The organism is Vibrio sp. FE10 (assembly GCF_030297155.1).
GTDB classification, from domain to species: Bacteria; Pseudomonadota; Gammaproteobacteria; order Enterobacterales; family Vibrionaceae; genus Vibrio; species Vibrio apostichopi.
The window spans coordinates 1,810,425-1,832,643 of sequence record NZ_AP028067.1; the positions used below are offsets into that span (position 1 = coordinate 1,810,425).

31 protein-coding genes are annotated in these 22,219 nt (G+C 40.6%); 29 read left to right on the top strand and 2 right to left on the bottom strand.

Annotated features, from left to right (window positions below):
- Positions 1-49: 49 nt before the first annotated feature.
- From QUF19_RS08180 to QUF19_RS08330, 28 genes are all read left to right on the top strand, one after another.
- A complete protein-coding gene (locus QUF19_RS08180; RefSeq protein WP_102383068.1) occupies positions 50-424 on the top strand; it encodes a VOC family protein in 375 nt (124 codons plus the stop codon).
- 95 nt (positions 425-519) lie between these two features.
- Entirely contained in the window at positions 520-1,128 is a 609-nt protein-coding gene (locus QUF19_RS08185; RefSeq protein WP_286298558.1) for a sugar O-acetyltransferase, read from the top strand.
- A 234-nt stretch (positions 1,129-1,362) separates the two neighbouring features.
- Positions 1,363-1,941, top strand: a complete 579-nt coding sequence (locus QUF19_RS08190; RefSeq protein ID WP_286298559.1) for a PH domain-containing protein — start codon at positions 1,363-1,365, stop codon at positions 1,939-1,941.
- A 160-nt stretch (positions 1,942-2,101) separates the two neighbouring features.
- On the top strand, positions 2,102-2,680 hold the full coding sequence (locus QUF19_RS08200) for a hypothetical protein (protein ID WP_203505312.1): 579 nt from the start codon (positions 2,102-2,104) through the stop codon (positions 2,678-2,680).
- Between the two features lie 71 nt (positions 2,681-2,751).
- Positions 2,752-3,932, top strand: a protein-coding gene (locus QUF19_RS08205) for an IS3-like element ISVisp1 family transposase (RefSeq protein WP_286298566.1) whose coding sequence is annotated in 2 segments (ribosomal slippage) — positions 2,752-3,037 and positions 3,037-3,932 — 1,182 coding nt in all. Because the reading frame shifts where the segments join, the coding sequence is not laid out codon by codon here.
- Between the two features lie 152 nt (positions 3,933-4,084).
- Positions 4,085-4,468, top strand: coding sequence for a hypothetical protein (locus tag QUF19_RS08215; protein WP_137375705.1), 384 nt, complete (start codon positions 4,085-4,087; stop codon positions 4,466-4,468).
- 136 nt (positions 4,469-4,604) lie between these two features.
- Entirely contained in the window at positions 4,605-5,549 is a 945-nt protein-coding gene (locus tag QUF19_RS08220) for an SIR2 family protein (protein WP_286298572.1), read from the top strand.
- A 140-nt stretch (positions 5,550-5,689) separates the two neighbouring features.
- On the top strand, positions 5,690-6,193 hold the full coding sequence (locus QUF19_RS08225; RefSeq protein WP_286298575.1) for a hypothetical protein: 504 nt from the start codon (positions 5,690-5,692) through the stop codon (positions 6,191-6,193).
- A gap of 28 nt (positions 6,194-6,221) precedes the next feature.
- On the top strand, positions 6,222-6,800 hold the full coding sequence (locus tag QUF19_RS08230) for an O-methyltransferase (RefSeq protein ID WP_286298578.1): 579 nt from the start codon (positions 6,222-6,224) through the stop codon (positions 6,798-6,800).
- A 136-nt stretch (positions 6,801-6,936) separates the two neighbouring features.
- Positions 6,937-7,302, top strand: coding sequence for a VOC family protein (locus QUF19_RS08240; RefSeq protein ID WP_286298581.1), 366 nt, complete (start codon positions 6,937-6,939; stop codon positions 7,300-7,302).
- Positions 7,303-7,412: 110 nt separating this feature from the next.
- Positions 7,413-7,820 carry a GFA family protein gene (locus QUF19_RS08245; RefSeq protein ID WP_102291266.1) on the top strand — a complete coding sequence of 136 codons (408 nt, stop codon included), beginning with the start codon at positions 7,413-7,415 and terminating at the stop codon, positions 7,818-7,820.
- Between the two features lie 123 nt (positions 7,821-7,943).
- The gene (locus QUF19_RS08250) at positions 7,944-8,636 is read left to right on the top strand and encodes a 2'-5' RNA ligase family protein (RefSeq protein WP_286298589.1); all 693 of its coding nucleotides are present in this window, start codon (positions 7,944-7,946) and stop codon (positions 8,634-8,636) included.
- 49 nt (positions 8,637-8,685) lie between these two features.
- Positions 8,686-9,162, top strand: a complete 477-nt coding sequence (locus tag QUF19_RS08255; protein WP_286298591.1) for a GNAT family N-acetyltransferase — start codon at positions 8,686-8,688, stop codon at positions 9,160-9,162.
- Between the two features lie 124 nt (positions 9,163-9,286).
- Entirely contained in the window at positions 9,287-9,772 is a 486-nt protein-coding gene (locus QUF19_RS08260; RefSeq protein ID WP_286298593.1) for a GNAT family N-acetyltransferase, read from the top strand.
- A gap of 147 nt (positions 9,773-9,919) precedes the next feature.
- Positions 9,920-10,567 (top strand): DJ-1/PfpI family protein, encoded by a 648-nt coding sequence (locus QUF19_RS08265; protein WP_286298595.1) that lies wholly within the window; start codon positions 9,920-9,922, stop codon positions 10,565-10,567.
- A 176-nt stretch (positions 10,568-10,743) separates the two neighbouring features.
- Positions 10,744-11,019, top strand: a complete 276-nt coding sequence (locus tag QUF19_RS08270; RefSeq protein WP_286298599.1) for a hypothetical protein — start codon at positions 10,744-10,746, stop codon at positions 11,017-11,019.
- Positions 11,020-11,080: 61 nt separating this feature from the next.
- Positions 11,081-11,485: a DUF1801 domain-containing protein gene (locus tag QUF19_RS08275; protein WP_286298601.1), complete on the top strand. Its 405-nt coding sequence runs from the start codon at positions 11,081-11,083 to the stop codon at positions 11,483-11,485.
- 168 nt (positions 11,486-11,653) lie between these two features.
- Complete coding sequence (locus tag QUF19_RS08280; protein ID WP_286298603.1) at positions 11,654-12,007, top strand: tRNA-binding protein; 354 nt, start codon at positions 11,654-11,656, stop codon at positions 12,005-12,007.
- 76 nt (positions 12,008-12,083) lie between these two features.
- A complete protein-coding gene (locus QUF19_RS08285) occupies positions 12,084-12,524 on the top strand; it encodes a hypothetical protein (protein ID WP_286298606.1) in 441 nt (146 codons plus the stop codon).
- Between the two features lie 178 nt (positions 12,525-12,702).
- Positions 12,703-13,152, top strand: a complete 450-nt coding sequence (locus QUF19_RS08290; protein WP_286298609.1) for a DUF3291 domain-containing protein — start codon at positions 12,703-12,705, stop codon at positions 13,150-13,152.
- A gap of 73 nt (positions 13,153-13,225) precedes the next feature.
- Entirely contained in the window at positions 13,226-13,657 is a 432-nt protein-coding gene (locus QUF19_RS08295; protein WP_286298610.1) for a DUF2000 domain-containing protein, read from the top strand.
- Between the two features lie 88 nt (positions 13,658-13,745).
- Positions 13,746-14,666 (top strand): alpha/beta hydrolase, encoded by a 921-nt coding sequence (locus QUF19_RS08300; protein ID WP_286298614.1) that lies wholly within the window; start codon positions 13,746-13,748, stop codon positions 14,664-14,666.
- 201 nt (positions 14,667-14,867) lie between these two features.
- Entirely contained in the window at positions 14,868-15,302 is a 435-nt protein-coding gene (locus QUF19_RS08305) for a GNAT family N-acetyltransferase (protein ID WP_286298617.1), read from the top strand.
- Between the two features lie 17 nt (positions 15,303-15,319).
- The gene (locus QUF19_RS08310; protein WP_286298619.1) at positions 15,320-15,655 is read left to right on the top strand and encodes a 5-carboxymethyl-2-hydroxymuconate Delta-isomerase; all 336 of its coding nucleotides are present in this window, start codon (positions 15,320-15,322) and stop codon (positions 15,653-15,655) included.
- A 229-nt stretch (positions 15,656-15,884) separates the two neighbouring features.
- Positions 15,885-16,376: an RDD family protein gene (locus QUF19_RS08315; RefSeq protein ID WP_286298620.1), complete on the top strand. Its 492-nt coding sequence runs from the start codon at positions 15,885-15,887 to the stop codon at positions 16,374-16,376.
- 191 nt (positions 16,377-16,567) lie between these two features.
- A complete protein-coding gene (locus QUF19_RS08320; RefSeq protein ID WP_286298622.1) occupies positions 16,568-17,452 on the top strand; it encodes a PhzF family phenazine biosynthesis protein in 885 nt (294 codons plus the stop codon).
- A 226-nt stretch (positions 17,453-17,678) separates the two neighbouring features.
- Entirely contained in the window at positions 17,679-18,131 is a 453-nt protein-coding gene (locus QUF19_RS08325) for a DUF302 domain-containing protein (protein ID WP_017112017.1), read from the top strand.
- Between the two features lie 197 nt (positions 18,132-18,328).
- A complete protein-coding gene (locus QUF19_RS08330) occupies positions 18,329-18,787 on the top strand; it encodes a GNAT family N-acetyltransferase (protein WP_286298626.1) in 459 nt (152 codons plus the stop codon).
- 169 nt (positions 18,788-18,956) lie between these two features.
- On the opposite strand, the gene QUF19_RS08335 is transcribed toward QUF19_RS08330, so the two are convergent.
- Both QUF19_RS08335 and QUF19_RS08340 read right to left on the bottom strand, forming a co-directional pair.
- The gene (locus tag QUF19_RS08335) at positions 18,957-19,988 is read right to left on the bottom strand and encodes a methionine synthase (protein WP_286298628.1); all 1,032 of its coding nucleotides are present in this window, start codon (positions 19,986-19,988) and stop codon (positions 18,957-18,959) included.
- 27 nt (positions 19,989-20,015) lie between these two features.
- On the bottom strand, positions 20,016-20,993 hold the full coding sequence (locus QUF19_RS08340; protein WP_286298630.1) for a DUF1852 domain-containing protein: 978 nt from the start codon (positions 20,991-20,993) through the stop codon (positions 20,016-20,018).
- A gap of 294 nt (positions 20,994-21,287) precedes the next feature.
- Here QUF19_RS08340 and QUF19_RS08345 point away from each other — a divergent pair, with 294 nt between their 5' ends.
- Positions 21,288-22,097, top strand: a complete 810-nt coding sequence (locus QUF19_RS08345; protein ID WP_286298632.1) for a sulfite exporter TauE/SafE family protein — start codon at positions 21,288-21,290, stop codon at positions 22,095-22,097.
- The last annotated feature ends 122 nt before the right edge of the window (positions 22,098-22,219 follow it).

Below are 22,219 nucleotides of genomic sequence, written 5' to 3' on the forward strand. Positions count from 1 at the left end.
AGATAACTAGGCTTCAAAGCCATAAGAAAACCAGAAGGAAAGGTGTGTCATGGAAAACCTGAAAGTCGCAGAAATAAAGTCGTTTGTCCCCGCGAAAGATTTCGATTTGTCCAAGCGTTTTTATCAAACTCTCGGCTTTGAAATTATGTCTGAATTCCATGATATCGCCTATTTCCGTCACGGCGATTATGCATTCCTTTTACAAGATTTTTACGAACCTGCGCACTGTCACAATTACATGATGCACTTGCTGGTGGAAGACGTAAAAAGTTGGTATCAACACGTGCAAAACTCTAATGTAATGACGGAATTTGAAGTAACCGTTACTGAGGTTGTCGAACAGCCTTGGGGAATGCTTGAGTTTTGTATCACTGACCCAAGTGGCGTGCTATGGCGTGTTGCCGAGAACATCAGGCCACGTTAGCCCGTAAACTTGTTTTAAGGCCAGTGAAACGCTTCAAATTATCCATATGTCGCTTAATTTATACCGCTCTCGGTAATTATCAAATAGGTTAAAACATGGATATAAAGGCAAAAATGCACAACCAAGACGTTTATTACTGTGATGACGAGGATCTGGTCGCCGAGCAAACACAATGCTTAGAAGTGCTTTACGATTTCAACCACACTCGCCCGAGTGAAGGTGACAAACGCCAACAAATCATGAAGCAACTGTTCGCTGAAGTCGGCGAGGGTTGTTACATCGAACCTCCATTACACGCCAACTGGGGCCGTCACACACACCTAGGCAATAACGTATATGTGAACTTCAACCTAACTTTGGTCGACGACACAGACGTATTCATCGGCGATAACGTGATGATTGCTCCTAACGTAACCATTGCAACAGGCACACATCCCATCAGTCCTGAACTTAGGCTCAAAGCCGCGCAGTTCAACGTGCCTGTTCGTATCTGCAAGAACGTATGGCTTGGCGCGCATACCGTCGTATTACCGGGCGTCACCATCGGCGAAAATTCGGTTATTGGAGCGGGCAGTATTGTCACCAAAGACATCCCTGCCAATGTGGTTGCTGTCGGAAACCCGTGCAAAGTGGTACGTGAAATCAACGAGCGCGACCGTGAGTACTACCACAAAGATCGCCGCATTCCAGAAGAGCTGAAGTAAGCTATCTTGACCAGATTCTTAATGTTGGGAGTTTGGTCATACTAGACAGAAAGATTCTGCATTTTCTCTAAAGCCGATGCTAGCTGTGATATAAGTCATTGTTATATAATGGCTAGATTGCATATGGGATGTGAGTGGTAGAAACTAGACAGAATTAGTCTGCATTTAAATACAGAATTTTTCTGTCTAATATAGCTGTTAGGCATCAGTGGCAATTATTTAGAAACTAATATTATGAAAGATATATTTAAACCAGTCTTAGATGACAATGAAGAAATACTCTGGGTGGGAGAGCCTTATTTTATAGCATACATGCTAAATGCTTCCTTTGTGTTCTTTTGCGGAATACTGCTATTTTTATTTTTAGGCAGGTCATCCTCGGAACTTTTTTCTACAGACCCTGTGCAGCTTTTATCAGAAGGGTGTGTAATGTGGTTTGGTTTAGCGCTAATACTATACAAGTTGCTAGTATATCCAAATACGTTTTATGCGTATTCCAACAAGCGGCTTCTCTTTCGTAGTGGCTTTATGGGTATTGATTATAAAGTAATTGATTACGATAAGATCACAAATGTTGAAGTTAATATTAATCCAATTGAGAGTTTGTTTAGCGTTGGAACGATCAAGGTTTTTTGTGGAGAAGTCGGTGGTAAAGGTCAAAAGATTACTAATGATATGATAGCGATTCCTTACCCTAATGATACGTTCAGAAATATCAAACAAGTTTCTATTGATGTGAAGTCTGACTTACTCTATCCAAACTCACTTCGCCCTGAAGATAACCCCGGTTACGAGACTAAATATAAAAAGTGATTGATTTTGTTGAGCAATGCCTAACAAACTGTTTAAGAGTGATTCGCAACGCGTGGCATTTTCACTATGCGTTGGTTTTAGTGGTTAAGGTGGTATGCGGAAGCATCGGTATTGCGTTGCTCACACCTTAACAGGGCGTTATATTTTTTGAGGATGTACCATGATTGAAAAGCTCGAATTAGCATGTAGAGCTATGAGTTCTCGCTATACAAATATTTTGTCTCAATATTATCCAGCCCACGGCAGCACAGGATTTACAGAACGAAATTTGACAAATAATTTAGTAGTAGCCTTAGAGAGCGCTTTTGGTGAAGCATGCATATCTTGGTTTGAAGCGCCCATATGTTTAATAGATGGAAAGCATATTGACGCTGTGGTTTTTCATGAAAATATTACCATTTTAATCGAAGCGAAAAGGCTAACGTCTGTAAAGCAACAAATGGGTTGTATTGAGCGAGATGTAGAGCGAATGTTTTCTATCAACACAATCAAAATGTTAGAAAAAGAACTGAGGTCGAATCATAGCCAACGCCGTCGGTACTCGATCGTACTTGCAGATGTTTGGACTGAAAATGACGAAAAAACAAATGCCTATGAGTCTTGGCCTAATTTGTTGCCTACATATTTTCTTGAAACGTTATTGTTCTCCAAACAGCTGTCTTTCAATGACTTATGCGTTGAAGGGGAGTGGAAAGATAACTACAAAATATTATTAGCAGTGTCAGAAATAAAAATATAACAAACTGTTTAAGAGTGATTCTGTAGTTGACCCGATCTAATGGACACCTTCAATTGTAATTGGAGGTGATTATGCCAGCTTATAAATCAGGTAAAAAAACTCAACAATATCTTACGGAATTTAAGGTAACTGCTGTCCGACTTTCGCTTCGAGAAGGAGCTACAGTTAAAAGCGTGGCGCTATCATTAGATATCCACCCTTATATGCTTTCTAAATGGCGAAAGGACTATAGAGAAGGGGTTATTATGGAAGATAAACGTAAGAAAAGGACTAAGATCCCGAGCCAGAAAACTGAGTCTAGTCGGATTGCAGAACTTGAACGTCAGAACGAACAACTTAAGCTCGAGAATGACTTGCTAAAAAAGTGGCAACGATTCGTTGCCCAAGAAAATCGACAAAATTCCGATTCATAACCCATTACAAAACGCGTTATTCCATTGTATTGATGTGCCGTTTTCTATCTGTTTCTAAGTCGGGTTATTACGCATGGCTTGATAGAGAACCAAGCCGCTACGATCAAGAAGAGCAGGCTTTGAAGAAGCGTATAATTAAAGTTTTTACCCAGAGTCGAGAGACTTACGGCAGCCCACGAGTTCATGCAGAACTGAGGCGCCAAGGCGTTTTGGTTAGCCGCAAGCGTGTGGCTCGGATCATGAAAGAGCAAGGGCTAAGAGCGCGAAGTTATCGCATTTACATGAAAATGGCCAAGCTACATCGGTTCTATCAATCGATTAAGAATATTAAAAAAGACACACCAAAACCAACGGCAGTTAATCAACAATGGTCTGGAGATCTAACGTATATAAAGCAAGGTAAACGTTGGATGTATCTAGCGGTCGTTATCGATCTTTACTCGCGTAAAATCGTCGGTTGGTCGCTTGGTAGTAAGAAGAGTACACAACTAACGATGAGTTCGTTGAGAATGGCAATTAGAAATCGAAAGCCACAAGAGCGCTTATTGTTTCATACCGACAGAGGCTCTGAATATCGAGCCCATGAAGTTCAAGCTTTATTATCAAAAAATGGAATTGTCCCAAGTATGAATCGACCAGGTCATTGCACTGATAATGCGGAGGTGGAGTCGTTCTTCCATACGCTCAAAGGCGACATAATTAGGAAAAATAGTTTTAAAAGTGAGAAGCAGCTTAGAGATAAACTTGCCGGTTATATCCAGCATTTTTATAACCGTTATAGACTGCACTCAAGTCTTGGATATCGAACCCCGCATGAATATGAAGTAGCGACGGGTTAAAGATAATAGGGTGTCCATTTTATCGGGTGAAGATCATTCGCAACGCGTGGCATTTTCACTATGCGTTGGCTTAAGTGTTTAAGGTGGCATGCGGAGGCTTCGGCATTGCGTTGCTCACACCTTAACAGGGCGTTATACATACGGAGTATATTATGAATATATGGATATTTAGCTCGGGGTTATTAGCCCTGTTTACTACGTTAGTACATGTATTTGCAGGTCAAATAGACCCGGTTAGACCTTTTCTAAAGTCAAAGCTTGATGATATCCCGAAAGCAACGCTTCTAGCTTGTTGGCATCTGGTCTCAGTCACTTTGTTTGTTAGCTCACTAATGCTTTTATACGTCGGTTGGTATGGTATTGATTCACTCTATTTCCTAATCCAGTCGTTAGGTTTTTTATATATTCTGTATGCATCAGTGTTTGTGGCAGTTGGGTTATATTTTTTTGGATCTAAGGTTTTTGTAAAACTTCCACAATGGATATTGCTCCTTCCAATCGGCTTGCTAGCAATCTATGGTGCAATGTATGTATAACAAGCAATTTAAGCAGACTGTCAACGCTTGGCATTTTCAACTCGGCTTAGCTTCAGTGATTTAGGTGGTAAATTTGAGTGTCTTGGTAGCGTTGTCAGCTACTTAATTGGGCGTTAGGCAATATGAGGAGGATTCATTGGGAACTTTATTTCTAGGTGCGGGCTTTTCGAAATGGGCGTTTGACCTGCCGTTAGTTAATAATCTGTTTGATTTTGATATAGGCACCACCTCTGACGCCGAAGAGAGAAGACTTGAGCTCATCAAAAAAGACTGGGTTCTGTGGAGGGAAAGCAACCCCGATTGCACTCCAGAAAAGTTTGTTCATTGGTGCGTTGAAAAATCTAGCCACAGGAAAAGTCGAGTCATCTGGTATGTGAATCGACGCCTTACAGAACCATTTATGACTAGAATTAGTGGGTCATATTCAGCAGCAATGTTTGACGAGCGTGTTGTTAGAGAAAATGAAAAAATTGTTGCCCTAAAGCAATTCTTTGAAAAGCTGAAAGTTTTTGGTCTAAACGGCATTATTACCTGTAACTATGACACGATTGTCGAATGTGCACTTGGAACATCGGGCTTTAATTATGGCGTGGTTGGGGAGCAATTAAGAGGTCGAGGAATCAACCCACAGTTTCCATGGCAAAATGCGCATTTAAGAGTTACTGGTGACACGCCATTGGTTAAGCTCCATGGCTCACTTTCGTGGGATAAAGACACTAAATATACTAGCGGTAAGCCAGGAAAGGCGGGTAACGCACTAATTGTCCCTCCGGCTCCTGAAAAAGAGCCTCCATCTGAACTAAAAGAAGTTTGGGATCTAGGGGCAAATATACTATCTCAATCACAAAGCATTATTATTTTTGGTTTTGCGTTTAACCCTTATGACCAAGCATTATTGGAGTATCTTAAAAAGTTTGGTTCAAATATCAAAAACGTTCTTTTAATTGATCCTTATCCGCAGGTTGAAAGTGCCAAGAGCCTATGGGCTAATAGTAAAATTGAGGTGTTGGATCCTAGAGAAGAATTTGATATTGAGCCGTGGGTAGAAACGTGTACCGTATCGCGCGTGGTCATCGCCTAACAAAATGTTCAAGAGGAATTTGCAACGCGTGGCATTTTTACCATGCGTTGATTTTTGTGATTAAGGTGGTTGCTGCAACATCGGTATTGCATTGCTCACCTCTTAACATGGCGCTAAATAGATTCAAAAGGAAACTATAAATGGAACTAGTAGGAAGGTTATTGGGTTATGAGTTTTTTGTACCTTTTTTAATAACATGCGCGATTTATGGCGTACTCTTTGCTTTAGTCTATTTTATTTATAAAACAGTACGTTCATTTATTGTTAAGTTATATATATCACATAGCTTGAAGCCTGAAACCAATTATAAAATTCAAAAAATTATTGCTATAACAAAAAGCATCAATGTTCCTGGCGAATTACCGGATAACTACCAATCTTTATGGAATTCAATATACAAGAATAAAAACAACTATGAGAGTATGAAGAGTTCTATTGGTTTTTTTGAATTAGCAATGTGTAACTATAAAAAGTCAGATACAGATTCAGATGACTTACTAGAAATCATCGATTTACTTGATAACTTTAAAGAGCAGGCACTTCGTCAGAGTAAGTATTTTTATGAGACTCGTGAAGCTATAAATATTTCGCTTTCATATGTGTTGGTTTCAAAGCACTTTCTAGTGTCAAGTGAATCGCTATAACGCGGCGTTAGGCTACAAGGAAAAGTATATGAACGAGACAGTGGAAGTTTATCCAAAACAATATGAAGCAATATTGAAAGCCACACATGAAATTGGTTTTCCGCAATTATCAGAACTTCCGATAGGTTCATTTCTAGCTGCTTTAGCTGCGAGTAAGCAATCAGGGTACTTGTTAGAATTAGGGACTGGCACTGGTCTTTGCACATCATGGATATTGCATGGAATGTCTGAAGACTCGAAATTAACAACGGTAGATAATTCGGCAGCAAATATTGATATCGCTCGTAGTTATCTAGAAGAAGATCCACGAATTGATATTGTTTTATCCAATGGTGAGGATGTTATCGATCGAACCCTTCCATTGTCGATTGACTTGATATTTGCTGATACTTGGCCGGGTAAATACCACTATCTAGATGAAACTCTAGCTTGCCTCAAAATTGGTGGTTTTTACATCATAGATGATATGAAAACTCGTGAGGATTGGTCAGAAGAGCACAATGAAAAGGTTCGAACGTTGATAGCTCACTTATCACAGCGAGATGATCTTGTTGTAGCAAAGCTTTGTCGGTCAACAGGCATAATTATGTGCGTGAAAGTAGCCTAACAAATTCTTCAAGAGTGATTCGGCACGCGTGGCATTTTTGTTATGCCTTGCTCTTGGTGGTTAAGGTGGTGTGCGGAGACTTTGGTATTGAGCTACCTCACACTTTGATTTGGCGTTATGTGGTTGGAGAAAAATCATGAATCCATCAGCGGTTCTTATTCATGTCCTAGATGTACCGAAAGGGCTTGAATGGTACAAGAAAGCTTTTCCTGAAGCCGTTCCGGTTTACTACCCTGACTTTGACTTCACGGTACTTGATGTCAACGGGTTCTCTCTCGAAGTCGTTCAATCTGATGACAAGGTTTCTGAGGGTAAAAAGGGAACTGTAATATATTGGTCTGTTATTGATCTATCTGTTGCATTAGCTCGTTTCGAATCACTTGGGGCATCTTTATATCGTGGTCCTATGGAGATCGAAAATGGATTATCTATGTGCCAAGTTGAAGACCCTTTCGGAAATTTAATCGGTTTACGCGGGGCAGCCACTAAACAGAGCATTTAAGATAGATTCCCAATACTTGACACTTCAATTCAAGGTTGGATTTCGTGTTTATGATGCAATGATTTAGGTGGTAGTGTCGCTCAGCAAGTGGAATTAGCTAAGGAATTTAGATGTACAAAGGAAGTTGTTTATGTGGCTCAATTCAGTTCGAATTGGATGGAGGCGTCACTGATATCATTCACTGTCATTGCTCTTTGTGTCGTAAGGCAAGCGGAAGTGCCTATGCCACTAATGGCTTCATTAATGCTGAAGATATCAAGTTAACAGACAAAAATAATACACTTACCTTTTACGAAAGCAGTGAAGGCAAACGGAAGTACTTTTGTAAAACTTGTGGAAGTCCAATCTATAGTTCAAATTCACAATCCCCGAAAAGGCTTCGCCTTCGTTTAGGTATACTCGATACAGAGATATCGGAACGTCCTATTTCTCATAACTTTGTTACATCAAAGGCTAACTGGGATGACTTAGATGTTGAGTTACCTCGCAATGAAAAGCACGAAGTCGGGCGAAAGTAGGCGCGGTTAAATCCGTTTAACAAGGTGCTAAAATTGACGTTTAACACTTGGCATTTTCACTTCGTAAAAGTATATGACATAGTTTCAAGTGGTTAGTTTAGCGTTATACGCTTAGAGGAAATGATGATTCAGAGTATTTATGATGACATGTGGCAAAGGTTTGAATTGGCATTAAAGCGCAATGAATATGAACTCGATCCATACCTGTCAGAGCTTGAAAATGATACTCGAAGAGGCATCACTGCCTTGGCGTATTTAAATCAAGGGAACCGCTCTACCATCAATGACATCACTCGTTTTCAGAAAGAGGTGCGAGAACTCGAACCAGAGCAATACTATCACCCTTCAGATGAGTTGCACCTAACCGTTTTGTCAGTGATTTCATGCTTACCAGAGTTTGCCGTAACCGAAATTGATGTTAATTCTTATATCGATGTTTTTCGTTCGGCTCTCAAAAATGCAGGCAAAATAGAAATTAGGTATCACGGTGTTAGTGCTTCACCTAACTGCATTGTAATTCAAGGCTTTCCAACATCTGGTACTTTAGAGCGACTTAGAAATGAGCTTAGAACGCAGCTAACTGAAGCTGGGGTAAGAGTAACGTTCGATAGCCGTTATAAGCTAGTTACAGCGCATAGCTCAATTATTCGGTTCAAAGCCCCACTCAATGATGCTCAGCAACTTTTAGCCTTATGTCAGCGGTATAGGAATCACGATTTTGGTCGTGTTGTGCTTGAAGACTTCGAGTTGGTTTTCAATAACTGGTATCAGAATTTAGACGTCACCAAGTCTTTGGCAAGGTATAGGGTGCAATAGTTAGCACGCGTTGTGTTGCGGATCAGTTCTACATAGATAAAGGATAAAAATGGTAGTACTCAGAGAAATGCGCCAAGAGGAATATCCGGCTTATTGTCAGTATTTCATTGACGATTACAGTCAGGAAATAGCTAAAAATTATGGACATTCTTTAGATGTCTCAATCGAATTAGCCAAGAAGGATTTGCATCGTTGCTTTCCTAACGGGCTAGAGGGAAATGAGCATTCATTATTATGTATTGATGCAGAAATCAAAGGTGAGCTTAAGCTGGTGGGTTATCTTTGGCACTCAATAAACATGAGTGATAAATCTACTTTTATTTATGACTTTTTTGTTTCAAGCGAACATCGAGGTTTTGGTTTCGGAACTCAATCTATTTCAGCGTTGGAAGCTCAACTACAAACGATTGGTATCAGTCAAATAAAGCTTCGGGTTGCTTATCATAATGAACGAGCGCTTAAACTATACAAAGACGTTGGTTTCGAGATTACTGGTTTCAATATGTCTAAGAAAATCAGTGGGTAGTGTCAGCTGAACAAGCCATTCAATTGGGCTGCCAATGCTTGGTACTTTCCACTCCATTGTTGTTTTTTGTGTTTACAGAGCAACGGCTTGGATTATTTATAGAAATACTCACATAAATTGAGTTATGGAGAACATAGTGAACGTAAGGAAAGCATCTAAACAAGACTCTAGTAAGTTGTTCGAACTTATTAAGCAAAAAGCTGAGTTTGATCGAAGCATGAAAGGGTTTGAAGGCGAAATCTCGACGACTACAGAGAAAATCGAACGCACGTTATTTGGTGACTATCCATTTGCACATGCTTTTCTATTAGAACTGAATGACGAGGTTCTAGGGTTTGCGTTGTTTCATTATAGTTACTCCTCTTTTAGCGGTGAACCATCTATTTGGCTTGATGACCTCCTAGTTTTAGGAGAACAAAGATCAAAGGCTTATGGCAAAGAGCTTATGCAAGCGTTAAAGTCATACGCTGAAACGTCATTGGTTTCGTACATTTCATGGACTGCGAGCCCTTACAACACAAAAGCACGCGAGTTCTACATTAACCTAGGCGCCGAAATAGAGCGTATGGATGGTCAGAGACCATATTTCCGTTGGGTAACCTGCAGATAACAACGGCTATGGATGACTCACAACGCTTGGGATTTTTAGTTTAGGCGACTTGTTTATGCGCAATGAGTTAGGTTAGTTGGATAGTGCCGTTTGATTCTTAACAAGGTGTTACACGACCTACTAAAACTGTTAGAGAGAATAAATATTATGTACAAAGTTGGTATTGTATTGTTTGATGATTTTACAGACGTAGACTTCTTTCTTATGTATGACTTGCTTGGTAGAACAACAGATAGCTGGACAGTTAGCATACTAGGGACTAAATCTGAACATCACTCCCACTTAGGAATTAAAGTTAAAACGGATGGTCATGTCTCAGAAACAGCAGAGCAAGATGTAGTCCTTATTACTAGCGGTAAACGTGGTATTCCAGCGGCTATGAATGATGTTAATTTTATGTCAGCGTTGACGTTAGATCCTAATAAACAGTTACTAGGTTCAATTTGCGCAGGGTCATTCATCCTTCACGAGCTTGGTATACTCAAAGGCAAGCCGTTGACCACAAATCCGGATGCTAAGTCAGTTTTGGAAAGCATGGGAGGTAATGTTCAAGATCTACCTCTAGTGATTGACGGTAATGTAGCTACTGCTGGCGGTTGTCTTTCACTGATGTATCTAGTCGGTTGGTTAGCTGAAAGGTTGTTTGATTCTAATAAACGACGAAGTATACAAAACCAGTTAATTCCAGCAGGGCAATTAGCTCTATTCGAAGAGCTAATTTCTACAACTATTCAATCTGCGGAATTGGAAAACTTGCATCATGATCGTTCAAGGCTGACACCCAAAGTTCGATAACTCAAAATAGCGAAAGGATAAAAATGAAGTTTCATCAAGAAACGTCATGTCCCGCTTTTGAACTCGTATAAGGTAAGACCCGCTACCAGAACATATAATAAATAATCATGTTGTTTTGGTAAGCGTAGTGTTGCGAGTTGAAATTACGTATTCGAGAAATTTCTATGAGGTTAGGTATGAGTAAAAGTGTATTAACTGTCTGCTTATTTATGGTTAGTTTAGGAGCAACAGCTTCTACAATAGAAGAGTGTACTAAACACCTACCTGAAGGCCATGAGTATCAAATAGAAATCGTATTAGATGTCGATAAAACGGGTTTAGAGCCGACTGTGAAAGGCTGTTTTGATGTCACTGGTGGTTCAGATTCTCAAGAAAGCTTTGATATAAATGATTTTGTAGAGTGTGCAGCTCCATTAATAAAATCAGTGGATGTCGAAACTAATAAAGTTTAATAATGTGCTTAATGCACGAAACTTAGATTTGGTCGTGGCATTGTGTGAATAGGAGGTTTCAATGGACAAGGCAGTCAAGGATCGTTTCGAAGAGTATCCAGTAAATTCTCGAATTCGGCTTGAAGAGTTACGAGAACTTATCTTCACACTATCATCCGATTTGCAGTTGGGCGAAGTGGAAGAGTCGTTGAAGTGGGGAGAACCCAGCTACAGCGTAAAGACAGGTAGCCCAGTACGAATCGACTGGAAATTGAAATCACCGAATAACTATTATCTGTACTTTCACTGCCAAACAAAGTTGGTAGACACCTTTCGAGAGTTGCATGGTGATGTATTGCGGTTTCAAGGAAATAGGGCGATTGAATTACGCTTATCCGACCCATTGCCAGGCCCAGAAATTAAACATTGTCTAGAGCTTGCCTTAACTTATCACCAACGAAAACATCTACTGCTTCTGGGCTCGTGATGTTGATTATCACGAAGTATCTGATTTAACTCACCAATCAAGAAAGTTGCTCGCGGTCTCGTTAAAGACCAATTGTTCTGCACTGCGAGTGCCAAAAGCTAATAAAGAATTTATGATGGAATCTTAACGCTCGGCGTTTTTGGCTTAAGTCATTATGAGGATAGAAATATGGAACACGCTCCAATCAAAGATGAAATCACGTTTGATGATTTCGCGAAAATCGACATTCGCGTGGGTCTAATCGTAGAGGTCTCTGAAGTCGTTAAATCCGACAAGCTCATGAAACTGACAGTAGATTTTGGCGATCATCAACGTTCAATCTTGGCAGGTATAAAGCAAGAGCGAGAAAACCCGAAAGAAATTGAAGGCAAGCAAGCTTTGTTTGTTGTGAACTTGCCTGAAAGAAAGATGGCGGGTGAAGTGTCTCAAGGAATGTTGTTCGACATCGGCTACGAAGATAAATTACAACCATGCTTGGCTTGCCCTGAAAACGAAATGCCAAACGGCGCTAGAGCTGGGTAACGTACATAAATGAAGTTATGGCGGCTGGATCGTTTACAACTTACTGTATAAATAAAATAGTAGGTATTGGGTATATATGGACGTTTGGTTTTTAGTAACCGCAATCAGTTTTGTTGTCTGCTTGATCGCAACTTTAGTTAGTTTAGTCACTAATGTTAGGTTTAAAGTAACTCTTTCATGGAGTTGTTTGGCGCTTCTAACTGTGACGCTGTTTCTTTCTCAGAAGTATACGATACGTGATTTGCTTTCAGATAGGTTAGTCGAGGACAGTTTCGTTATTTCGTCCATTGAAGAGGTTGACGAGGCTAGTCTATTGAGCGCCTTAAAGAACAAGGAATATTTAGATATATACAGGACTAAACCAACGGTTAAAAATAAAGTTAGAATCATCGCGCGGGATGGCGAATTACAGTTAATCTTAGCTAAAGACTCGGTACATGATGATGTTTATTGGGTGTATTACCCTAAATATCGTTTTAGTCGAATCAACGATATTGGAAAAATCAGGTTGGACTAGGTATTTACTTAGTAATACCCATAAATAAATCCACATAAAAAATCACCGTAGGAACTGGGAAGTGGGTTTCATGTTAGGGTGTAAAGATTCAGAACGAGTCTTGATTGGCGATTGACGTTGGTTATTGTTCATCGAAGTACTCTCCATTTTTATCATAATTATTCAAGGAAGAAGCATTGTGAAATTAGCTCAGTTAAATATTGCTCTAGCGAAGTACGCTTTAGATGCACCGGAAATCAAAGACTTTGTCGATAATTTAGATCTGGTTAATGGCATAGCCGAAAGCAGTGAGGGGTTTGTCTGGCGTCTCAAAGATGAATCTGGTGATGCAACCAATATTAAAGCGTTCGATGATCCGAACATGATCGTCAATATGTCTGTTTGGGACTCAGTAGATTCGTTAAAGAACTTCATGTTTAGAACTCACCATCGCGACTTCATGCGAAGAAAAAACGAATGGTTTCATCGCTTAGCGGAAGACACCTATGTGCTTTGGTGGATTGAAGATGATCACATCCCAAGCCTTGATGAAGCTATTGAGCGGTTAGAGCACCTAAGAGAAACGGGTGATTCGCCTTACGCGTTTACATTCAAAACCAATTTTACAGAGTCAGAAGCTCCTAGATGAAGCTCTTGCATTGTTCACCTCTCGGTAATACGTTAGATGACGAATGTTATTGATAATGAACAAGGGAGATGTTGTGAGCACTTTACCAGATGAAACTCAGCAACGATTCATTGCTGTCTTAAGTAAGAAGATGGATTTGGGAAGAGCGCTGAATGTACTAGGGCATTTGAGTGTTGGCTTGTCGAATCAATTGAACGAGGGCGAAACCTGTTACGTTGACTATCAAGATATGGATGACGGCATTCACCCTAATTTGTCTCACTATCCTTTCATTGCTTTGAAAGCCGACAATTCGAACAAGCTTCGAAAAGTTCGTGAAGAGGCCATTAGCCGCGGTATCAAATTCACTGATTTCACGAGCACGATGATCGAAGGTGGTTCTGTCGAGCAACAACAGAGAACGAAAGAAACCAAAGAGGCAGATCTAGAATATTTAGGTGTATGCCTATTTGGTGACACTGAAACCCTACGCGAATTTACCAAGAAGTTTAGCCTCTATAAGTAAGTTTTAGCTCACATATCATAACTGTATGGATATACATGTTCTTGTGTGAGTGTATTATTCTGTTGTTTTTTCAGCATAGAATAAAAAAATGACCAAGCATTTAGAGACTGGCATCAAAGAGCTAGTCGAAGATTTTCAATTAAATGGTAAACCTTGCCCATCACGACAATCCATTGAAGATAGACGAGCTGGCTATATTGGCAGTACCGTTTTGGCGGGTAATAGCCCTCAAATTGAACGCGAATTTTTAGATGTCATCAATGGCGTCGAGGTAAAAGTTTACAAACCAACGAGCGAACCGAATTTGCCGATCACTGTGTACTTTCACGGTGGCTGTTTTATCAGTGGTGGCTTTGAAACTCATGATATTCAATTGAGACAAATTGCTCTTCAATCGGACTCTATTGTTATCTGCATCAAGTATCGACTCGCGCCAGAACACGCTTACCCAGCAGCACACGACGACGTATACCAAGCTGTACTCGGCATTAAAGAATGCGGGCTGAAATATGGTGGCAACACAGACCACTTGGTGTTTGTTGGTGACAGTGCTGGTGGCCAATTAGCTTTGGCTACGACATTGAGGCTTAAGAAATTTTATTCGTGGCTACCGCGCCAGCAGATTCTAATCTATCCAATGTTAGACCCTAATGGCCGCTCAAACAGTTACGTGGAAAACGGGTCAGACTATATTATCACTGCGAACATGCTGCTTTCTGGCTTCGAATTATACGCAGGTAGCGAGTCCAATTTATTGCACGAACCGGAACTTAACCTTCTAAATGTGAGCTTTCACGGCCTTCCAACAACAACGATCATTACGGCAGAGTTTGATCCATTGCGTGATGAAGGGGAGCAACTCTATAGGTCGATGGCTGCTCAAGGTGTTGAAGCGCGATATGAGCCTTACTTGGGTGTAATCCATGGATTCTTTCAACTCTCAGGTGTAAGTGATTCAGCAAAACGTTGTATTGAATCTATTTCAAGCCACATAAAACATTCAAACTAACAGCTTCTTAAGTTGTAATTCTTTAACTGACAACTGGTTAAAGAACAAGAGTTTAGTGTTAATTTTAGCGCCGTTTAAATCCCCAACAACGTTGTGAGTATTGTTGGTTTCATGGAGTAGATTCGATATGACTGATAAATTTAGTGACAAGATCTCGAGGAATAGCATGGAATGAACATCAATCGAAGCAAGGAGAGCAATGTGGTCAAGATTCGGGAAATGGTAACTGCAGATTATGATTCAGTCATTGCGTTATGGTGTAAAACTGAAGGCATGAGCATCCGAGATGCGGATTCAAAAGAAAGCATTTCGAGTTACCTAGAGCGTAATCCGGGGTTGAGCTTTGTTGCTGAGTCCGACAAAGAGATTGTTGGTGCTGTCTTAGTGGGTACTGATGGGCGTCGAGGTTATTTACAACATTTGGCGGTCTCTACTGAATGCAGAGGACAGAGGCTAGGTTGTAAACTTGTATCCGAAGCGGTTAACTCTCTTGCTACGTTAGGTGTTCCCAAGACGCACTTATTCGTATACAACGATAATATCAACGCTCAGCAATTTTACGAGAAATTGGGTTGGTTTCCTCGTGACGAAGTTCGCATGTACTCGTTTAATAGCTCAAGCAACAGTAACGTCTAATTTTTAAGGAGTAAGTTTTGCCTCATTGTATTATTGAACACTCTTCGTCTATTAAGTCGGATGAGTTAAACAGCAAAGTTTTTCTCGGTGCGCTAAATTCGGGTTTGTTTGAGGCTGACGGCCGAGATATCAAGGTGAGAAGTATCGCCTATCAGAACTACCAAACCGGTACAACCAAAGAAGATTTCATCCACGTCACACTGCGCATATTGTCTGGCCGTAGCGATGACAATAAGGCTACCTTGTCAAACACTGTGATGACGCAATTAGAGTCTTTGTCTCTGGTTGATGCCTCGATTACGATTGAAGTCGTCGATATGGATCGAAACAGCTACAGCAAGGTTGTGGTTTAACTCTCTCTGTATTTACTTCATTTTCCAAGCTTCTAAATAGATTCATAACATTTGGTGTTTTACCGTGCGTTATGTGTTCTTTATTGATGTCATTTTTGAACGATTTTCTATTGTCGTGATTTATAAATCGGTACGGCAATCACAAACTTTACGCGTCTAGTTGAATACTAATTGAGAAGTCGATTGCATTACGTATCATGTATTTACGTTGGTTATATAAGTAAATAGTATGAAAGATGATGTTCCCTCAACAATAAGTGATTTGTACGAATATTCAGGCTTTTGGCCTCGAGTTGGTGCGAGTTTAATCGATACAGTAATAATCGGTGCCATTACATACCCTATATTGATTTCGGTTTACGGCTGGGTATATTTTGATAACGAGGCAATAGTCAAAGGCTTGACAGATCTTGTGTTTGGTTGGATCTTTCCAATCGTCGCTATTTTGGGTTTCTGGCTTTATCGACAAGCAACACCTGGCAAAATGGCGATATCCGCAAAAATTGTAGATGCAACCACTGGCGAAAAACCTTCACTTCAACAATATATAGTGAGATACCTTGGATATATCCTAGCGACTATCCCATTTGGGCTTGGAATATTTTGGGTCGCTTGGGATAAGCGTAAACAGGGCTGGCATGACAAACTGGCCAATACTGTGGTTATCTGTAAAAAAGACCGAAAAACACCTCAGAAAGTCAGTTTTTCTTCTAAAAGTTAGTATCTATAGTGAGTCCGAGTTCATCGCTCACTGCACATGAGTTCATGTTAATCAGCTATGTAGAACCGCACATCTTTAGTTATTGAAACCGATTACAGAAAAAGTGCATCTAGAAACATCAAATTGTGACAAGATTGTCTAGAGTGGGAGAGAGCATTTATCCCCGTTTATTATGATGTTGTATGGAGGTAGTGAAGTTGAAGAATGTTGAAGCTTTTCTGGTTAATTCGTTTACTAAGAACGGCAAGGGAGGGAATCCTGCGGGCGTAGTTTTGCAGGCCGATTCTCTGTCTAACGAAGACAAGTTAGCGATAGCACAAGCTGTTGGCTTTTCTGAAACAGCGTTTATTTCTCAAGATGATGAAGTCGACTTTGAATTGTCTTTTTTCACCACAACGAGCGAGGTCGATTTCTGCGGACACGTAACATTAGCAGCGTTTTCAACAATGCACCGTGAAAGGCTTATCACTCCAGGGCAATACATTCAAAGGACTAAAGCTGGCATATTGGCTGTCACTGTTGAGTCGAATGGACAGATAGTCATGGAGCAAGCATTACCTGAATATAAAGATGTGTTTAGCTATGACACGATATCTGAATTGATTGGAATCGACCCCCAAACATTAAGATCTACCCAGTTACCAATCGAGGTTATTTCAACTGGGTTGCCAGATATTATTGTTCCCGTCCCCAATGGTTATCTCGACAAAATTCAAGTCGATGAAGGTTCTCTTAGTGAATTCTGTAAGGTACATGATGTCATTGGCCTACATGCTTTTGAACTGTGTGAGAAACACACCGAATTAACTGCAAGTTGTAGAAATTTCGCTCCTTTATTTGGAATCCCTGAGGAATCAGCAACAGGGAGCGCCAGTGGTGCGTTGGCTTGCTATTTAGCTAAGCACTTAAATGGCATTCATGGAGATAGTTTTACTTTCGAGCAAGGTAGGGCAATGAGTTGTGTTTCACAAATTACTGCAGTCGTTGAATTGGACGATGCTGGCGATAGAGAGATTATCAAGGTTAGGGTCGGTGGTTTCGCTCACCCAATTGGGCTTCAGAACATCGACATTTAGGAACCTTGAAAAACACCTGAGTAATAGGTTGTTCGCCTCGAGTGTTTATAAACGAACCTACAATCATAAGTACCAACTAGTTTAAAGGTTAGGCTTTCTGATGACGCATATTACAAAGCTCCACGTAGACTAAGTACCTAAAAAGGCGTTATAAGAGTGATGTTTCGCCCTGTAGTTCGGCGTTAGGCAACTGTGTTTTGAATGAGTTAACTCGTAGAGGTATAGAATGAAAAGAATAATATCACTAGGCATTATCGCACTTTCCGCTTCCTTTTCTGTAGCGGCTTCTGATGGTCTGGTTAAGTATGAAAGTAATTACTCGGTAAAAGAAACGGCTGATCGCTTCGAAGATATAGCGAAAAGCAAAGGGCTTACTTTGTTTGCAAGAGTAGACCATCAAAAAAATGCGGCCAGTGTGAACCTAGAACTTCGACCAACCGAAGTGATCATTTTTGGTAACCCGAAGGTTGGAACGCCTTTAATGCAGTGCGCTCAAGATGTGGCTATCGATTTACCTCAGAAAGTCATGGTGAGTGAAGACGATAATAAGAAAGTTTGGCTTACTTACAATAATCCTACGTACCTAATGGAGCGTCATCAAATTCAAGGTTGTGATGAAGTCATTAAAAAGATCTCAGGTGTGTTGAGCAAGCTGTCAGAGGCGACAGTAGCCAAGTAAGTATTGATAGTTTCATCACTAACGGCCTATGCGTGGCTTGCTACGCGAGGTTAGGCTGTCAGTAACATCCCTCAACTCCTTAAGCTTTACTCAAGTTAACAACCAATTATCCATAGTGCATGCTTTCTCATATGAGTTAGCTTAGTGAGTATCACTTTTGATAGACTTAGATTTGCGTTTCGGACTTGGTGAGGAATATGGAATTAAATGAAGTTGGAAGTAGTGAGATCCCGATGGATCTACTGCTTGAAGCTGACCCGTCTAAAGAGAGCATTTCATCGTATCTGCCAAGTTCGTGGTGCTTTAGCGCGTCAGAGAATGGAAAAATCTTAGGCGTGTGTGTAGTTAAACCTCAACTTGAACCTCAAACGCATACTGTTGCTGAAATCTATAATGTCTCAGTCTACCCCGAAAGTCAGGGGCGTGGCATTGGGTCTGAATTACTTAGGTTTGTCTTGTCTGTTTTACCGACGAAAGGGATAGAAAGAGTCGAACTCGGCACTGGTACTTTTGGTTATCAACTAACTTACTATCAACGCCTTGGCTTTCGAGTCGATTCAGTGGCTAAAGATTACTTTCTTATCCATTATCCAGAGCCCATCTTTGAAAACGGCATTCAACATAAAGACATGCTGAGGTTATACATACAGCTTTAATAAGCTGTAAGTTTGAGTGGAATCGTCAGCGTTCAGCGATTAATGACTAACTAACCCTATCAACAGTGAAGCGTAAAAAAGCACACCGATTTCTTCGGTGCGCTTTTAGTCAAACATTTAGTCAAACAGGTTGATGCTTCATATCCCGATAAAGCCTCCGATGAGTGTTCTATCTATCGGCGAGTTCTTTTCGAATGATCTCTGCACCTGCATGTAATGCATTAAGCTTGGCCGTTGCGATAGAGCGAGGCAGGGGAGCCATTCCGCAGTTAGTGCATGGGTACAAATTTTCGGCATCCACAAACTCTAGAGCTTTTCGAAGAGTATCCGCAACTTCTTCTGGTGTTTCGATATCGTTGGTGGCTACATCAATAGCACCGACCATGACTTTTTTACCGCGAACAAGTTCCAATAGCTCGATAGGCACATGAGAGTTGTGACATTCTAATGAGATAATATCGATATTAGATTTTTGCAGTTTCGGAAATACTTCTTCGTATTGTCTCCACTCGGTTCCTAAGGTCTTTTTCCAATCTGTATTGGCTTTAATGCCGTAGCCATAGCAAATATGAACCGCAGTTTCGCATTTAAGGCCTTCAATGGCTCTTTCTAAACATGCGATTCCCCAAGCATTCACTTCATCAAAAAACACGTTAAATGACGGCTCATCAAATTGGATAATATCAACGCCAGCGGCTTCTAGATCTTTAGCTTCTTGGTTGAGAATTTTGGCAAACTCCCAAGCCAATTGTTCGCGACTCTCATAGTGATCATCGTAAAGCGTGTCGATCATGGTCATAGGACCAGGCAATGCCCACTTAATCGGCTGATCAGTTTGCTGACGTAAGAACTTCGCATCTTCGACAAAAACAGGTTTTTGGCGAGAAACAGGGCCTACAACTGTGGGAACACTCGCGTCATAGCGATTACGAATCTTGACTGTTTTACGCTTCTCAAAATCAACACCGTTGAGGTGTTCAATAAACGTGGTGACGAAGTGTTGGCGCGTTTGCTCGCCATCACTAACAATACTGATTCCGGCTTGTTGCTGTTCTTGCAACGAAATACGCAAAGCATCGTGTTTACCAGTAATCAGTTCTTCACCTTCCAATTTCCAAGGTGACCAAAGGGTTTCTGGCTGAGCTAACCAAGAGGGCTTAGGTAAGCTGCCTGCCGTTGAAGTCGGTAATAGTGTTTTCATAATAAGTGCCGCTATATTCTGGGTTAATTACAATGCGTAGTTCGCAGACCAATTCTCAAGAGTCGCTTGATGCGGCTTAATGAAGTGTTCTTCAGCGAATTTACCCTGTTCAATAGCTAACTGGCTGCGCTCTTCTCGGTCATAAACAATTTGAGTCAACGAGTGATCTAAGCTCTTCAGGTTTGGTTGGTAGCATTTACCGGCAACGGCGTTGGCATTATAAATCTCTGGGCGGTAAATCTTTTGAAAAGTTCCCATCGTGCTGATGGTGCTGATCAGTTCAAAATTGGTGTAGTCATTAAGTAAATCACCAAAGAAATAGAAAGCTAACGGCGCTGCGCTATTTGGCGGCATAAAGTAGCGAACTTGTAAGCCCATCTTCTTGAAATATTGCTCAGTGAGAGAAGACTCATTTGGCTGATATTCAACACCTAGAACTGGGTGTTGATTCTCTGTTCTATGATAGGTTTTATTGTCTGAAACACTCAGGCATATCACTGGCTGTTTATTAAAGTTCTGTTTATATACTTCCGAGTTGACAAAGTATTTAAAGAGCTTTCCATGAAGGTCACCAAAATTATCTGGAATGCTAAATTTTGGTTGGCCCTTATTATGATCCAGTAGTAATACACTAAAATCATAATCGCGAACATAAGAGGAAAAGTTGTTTCCAACAATGCCGTCAATACGTTTGTTGGTGGTGTGGTCAACGATATTTGTTTTCAAAATTTCGATTGAAGGAAAGGCTTGGTCGCTGCCTTCGATGTCCATATCAACAGAAATGATTTCAAGTTCAACAGAGTAGCGATCACCATTTGGGTTGTCCCAATGCGCTAAAGCATTGAAACTGTTATCAATCATCTTTAATGCGTTACGCAGATTCTCTTGGCGGCTATCGCCTCTCGCTAAGTTAGCAAAGTTGGTTGTGATACGAGTACTGTCTGAAGGACGATAATTTTCATCGAGACAAATGCTTTTAATTGTAAAGTTAAAGTCTTTATTCATAGTGTTCGGTATCCCAATGTTTTGATTTCTTAGTCAGTATCCTGCACAGATATTGGTTTGAGGCAGCGAGCTGATTTAAGAATTAAATTCAATAATGTTTTTGCTATGGGATTATTTATACGTGCTTCAGTGAAAGGTTAATAATGGTTTTCTTTCACATTCAACATGAGGATTATTCATGATGTATTCGTTTGAAAAATAAAGCGACCGTCAGTTATATTAATTTGCTGAATGCGATCGTAACTGAATTTATGTCGCAAATTAGCCCCTAAAATATATAAGGAAATAAGCGGAATGAGTGAATGGCTGTTGTTGATTTTATACTGCGCGATACTTGGCAGTGGTGTAGGTTTTTTAGCTGGGTTATTGGGTATCGGTGGGGGACTAATTATTGTCCCGGTACTCAGTAGTATTTTACTGCATTTCGGATCTTTACCAACAGATCAGGTCGTGATCGTTGCAATTGCAACATCATTGGCATCGATACTATTCACATCAACATCGTCTGCGATTGCCCATCACAAAAATGGTAACGTGCCATGGAATCTTGCACCATGGATAATGTCGGGTGTTGCTCTAGGCGCACTGGTCAGTGGTTTTATGGCGGCACTTTTGCCAGAGCAAGTGGTTCGCTTGGTCTTTACCGTGAGTGTTGTGCTCATCGCAATTAAGATGTTCCTAAGCAGTAAAAGTGACGCCTCTAAAGAACGTAAACTACCCAATAAAGCATTGTTAACCTTTTTTACGACGATCACTGGCGGGTTATCAGCCATGATTGGCATCGGTGGTGGCGCGTTATTGGTGCCTTTACTGACGTTCTTCTCACTCGATATGAAAAAGGCCATAGGTTGTGCGTCTGCCTGCGGTATTGTCATCGCGTTGTTTGGGTCGATAGGTTACATAAGCTCAGGTACGGCTCACTTTGCTTTAGAGGAGGGGTTTGCTGGGTTTGTCTATCTACCAGCCTTGTTGGGTATTGTTTGTACTTCATGGTTCACTGCACCTTTAGGGGCAAAAGCGACCAATTACTTACCCGTTCCAACGATCAAAAAAATCTTCGCGGTATTACTATTAGCCATGGCTGCCAATATGGCTATTCGTTAAGAATTAGTGGTCGTTAAAAACTAATGGCCGTTAAGAATTAATGGTGGTTAAAAATAAATTGTCTTTACAAATCAATGAATGAACGACTCCCGGAAGGTGTTAAGCCTATAGGGTGATACAAG